3 protein-coding genes are annotated in these 3,448 nt (G+C 37.0%); 2 read left to right on the top strand and 1 reads right to left on the bottom strand.

The genetic code is table 11. The annotated features are described in order from the left end of the window. A partial coding sequence (locus tag ACEW80_RS34350) for a helix-turn-helix domain-containing protein (protein WP_373530901.1) occupies nucleotides 1–181 on the top strand: 181 nt, incomplete at its 5' end. 502 nt (nucleotides 182–683) lie between these two features. Continuing rightward, nucleotides 684–3,089, top strand: coding sequence for a pentapeptide repeat-containing protein (locus tag ACEW80_RS34345; protein ID WP_373530900.1), 2,406 nt, complete (start codon nucleotides 684–686; stop codon nucleotides 3,087–3,089). Between the two features lie 85 nt (nucleotides 3,090–3,174). Here ACEW80_RS34345 and ACEW80_RS34340 read toward each other — a convergent pair whose 3' ends face one another. Continuing rightward, the gene (locus ACEW80_RS34340; protein WP_306297113.1) at nucleotides 3,175–3,300 is read right to left on the bottom strand and encodes a tyrosine-type recombinase/integrase; all 126 of its coding nucleotides are present in this window, start codon (nucleotides 3,298–3,300) and stop codon (nucleotides 3,175–3,177) included. Nucleotides 3,301–3,448 lie beyond the last annotated feature (148 nt).

Here is a 3,448-nt window from a genome sequence, read left to right as displayed (position 1 = left end):
ATTACAAATTAAAGAAATACGGGAATCATCTCAAGTTAGTCAAGCTGTTTTTGCACGTATTTTGAATATAAGTACTTCAACAGTTCAAAAATGGGAAATAGGACAAAAGCGGCCTAGTGGAGCATCTCTTAAGCTACTGCACTTGGTAAAAAATCGTGGGTTAAACAGTGTGCTGTATTAAAATTTTTGGCTCGGAAAACTTACTTACGGGTTATTCCTCTAATTTAACTTGTAAACGATTGGACTAAAACCAGTGGAGGCCCGCGAGGTCGAAGATGGGAGGCTTCCGCTACAATGTTGTACAACTTACGGATTTTTGGAAAAGACTAGCAAGATTTTCCGATTTTCCCCACCATTAACTGTCAACAGTAGTAAGAAGCAAGCGATCGCAACTATAAGCAAAAGCGGTCGCAGTCTACATAATCGCACCCCATAAGCTACTGCTAAATACCTCAAGTCCTTATGTGTTCAGGCTTTGGGGAGATGTCGTTAAACTATCATTTCCCGCCAAACAGCGATCGCTTTTAGTACTGCCCTCCCGTGCAAACACGTCAAATATCGCCACTGTTTCAAATAGCGATATATTCTTTATGCTATTGGCGAGGTTTGGCGAACTTTGGAAAATGCTATTAAATGCTGTTAATGACGATTTGTAGCGCAATATTATCCTAAAATCAGGAATCTTGCATAATCAAGATGTATTAAAGTATATATTCCCGCATTCTCTTCGTCATGCTATGTCCTTAGATTTAGATTTCTCTGGTCAAAATCTCTGCGGTCGCTCGTTTAAAGGTCAAGACCTGACAAATGCTAACTTTAGTTATGCAGATATTCGTGGTGCAGATTTTACTAAAACTATTTTGATAAAGACGAACTTTAGTCATATTAAAGCTGGTTTACAGAGACGATGGATAATTATTTTTATAGCAATTTTAATTTTTACTACAGCCGTATCTGCGGGTATCTCTGTATCAACCGCTATTGGAACGCTAATGTATTCAACTATTCGTCTTTTTCCTGAGGATTCTTTAAAATCTATGATGGATCCATATGGAAGGATGCAAGGCGAAGAACTAAAAAATATGATAGCAATGACTCGTGTCATTTTTCCTTGGATATCCCTCGTACAACTCGTGTTATTAGCGGTATTTTATACTACTACTTTATGGAAAGGTTTAATTGCCGGTTTGAAAACTATGATAACTATTTTTATAGTTATAGATTTAATTGGTGGTTTAATTGGTGGTTCATTGGGAGTATTAGGTGTTTTGAAGTTGAATTTTTTAGAGAATCCAATTGGATTTTTAGTTAGCGTTTTATTTGCATTTTCGGTAGGGCTTTTAGTAGGAGTTGGAATGGCAACTATATATATGGCTTTTCTTGCACTCCTAAGTGTAGTTTTAGCTTTAGGAGTAACTTTTTTACAACCTATAGCTGTAGCAGGAATAAGCGTCATAGCTGGCTCTAGAACTAGATTTTTGATTGAGATAGCAGCATTAGCCATAGCTGGCTTTAGTGGTTATATTATTTTATTTCAATTATTTAATAATAATCTAGCTGTTGATTATTTTTCTATTTTATTATCTGTTCTATTTGTAGGGATTATTCTAACTTCAATTTTATTAAGCAATCATATAGGTAAAGAAGCTATATTTGGAAATAGTAAGTATATTTTTATTTTGGCAATGGTAATAGCTTATGCTGCAAAAAGAGGAACAAGCTTTCAAGAAGCTGACTTAACTGATAGTGATTTTACTCAAGCACAACTTAAAAACACAAATTTTAGAGCAGCTATTCTTAAGCGAACCTGTTTTTTTCAATCTAGAAACCTTAACTATGCTTGTATGGATAAAACTTATTTAGAAAGTCAAGATTTACAACAGTTAGTTATGACAGGTTTTGGACAAAATAAAAACTTTAACAATCGACAGGACTTAAGAGGTATTAATTTGTCTGGAGCAAACCTTGCAGACATTAGCTTTATGGGAACCGATTTGAGCGGAGCAAATTTGCAGGATACTGATTTATCTAAAGCAAAACTTGTACAAACTCAATTAGATGGAACAGATTTAACAGGTGCTACTCTTACTGGAGCTATCATACAAGACTGGGGTATTACAAGCCATACCAAACTTAATGGAGTAAGGTGTAAGTATATTTATATGCGTTTACCTACGGAAGATGATCTCGATCCGTGTCGTAAACCCGATAACAACAAAGAAGTTTTTGAAGACGGAGACTTTGCAGACTTCATCAAGCCAATTTTTGATACACTCGACCTTTACCATAATCGAGATATTGATCCTCGTGCGATTGCAATTTCCTTTAAGCAATTAGCAGAAAATCACCCTGATGCTGAATTAGAAATTGTGGCAATAGAAAAGCGGGGTCAGGATAAGTTTTTACTTCGGGCGAAAACCGCAGCTACGGCTGACAAATCTGAACTAAGTGCAGAATATTTTGACACTTACAACGAGATAAAAAGCTTGCCAGAGCGAGAAATTAAATTACTGTTAGCAGAAAAAGATAGCAGAATTCATAGTTTAGAAAATTTTGTTAATCAGGCGCTACAACGCCCTAGTTATTATTCAAACATAAAACAGGTAGATACTATGGCTAACAATCCTGGTGGCTTTTCAGTAGGCGGTTCAGTAGGCGGCAACGTCAACAATGTTCAAGGTGACAACAACAGAGCAGTTCAGGGGGATAATAATCAGGCTGTCCTTGGTGATAACAATCAAGTTACACAACAAAATCAAGTGGGTGTAGATACCAGAACACCATTGACTAAAGAGAATGTTGTAAAGTTGTTGGCACAATTAGAAACACTGATTCATGGTGCTGAATTACCAGCAGATACTAAAAAAGAACTAACTGAAGATTTGAATGCTGCTAAAAATGCCACAGATAAAGAAGAGCCAAACAAGAAACGAGCATTAGAGCGTTTAACAAGTGTGGCAGAAACACTTGATAAAACGAGTAAGAGCGTGGAAGCTGGTCAGAAAATCTGGACAACAGCCAAGCCAATTATTGTTAAAATCGCAACTTGGTTAGGTGCTGCGGCTGGTTCTCACCTGTTGGGGTTGTAGAACGCTATAGGATTTTAGCTATAATTAACCTCAAAGACTGCAAAACCTAAATTGAATCTGGCGCAGCTAGCTGTGACCAGAATTTTTACAAATCACCCCAATCAAAATTTAGGAAGCGTCGAGCATTCAGCTTGGTATATTTCTCCGTGTGCTTGATATCGCGGTGTCCGAGAAAGTCTTGGATTTCCCTAGTGTTGTAACCCTGATTCACCAGATAATTGTAGCGACCTGCAATTATAAATCCCCCAACCTGCAATCATCGTTGTTTTCAGCCAGGATTATTTGCAACTATAATTTCATTTGAACCAGGATTAAATGCAACTGAGCCAGGATTAAATGCAACCAGCCTGCAATCATCC

This window comes from Nostoc sp. (assembly GCF_041747015.1).
Lineage (GTDB): Bacteria > Cyanobacteriota > Cyanobacteriia > Cyanobacteriales > Nostocaceae > Nostoc.
The sequence above is the reverse complement of the archived record's forward strand: the minus strand, read 5'-3'. Positions and strand labels throughout refer to the sequence as shown.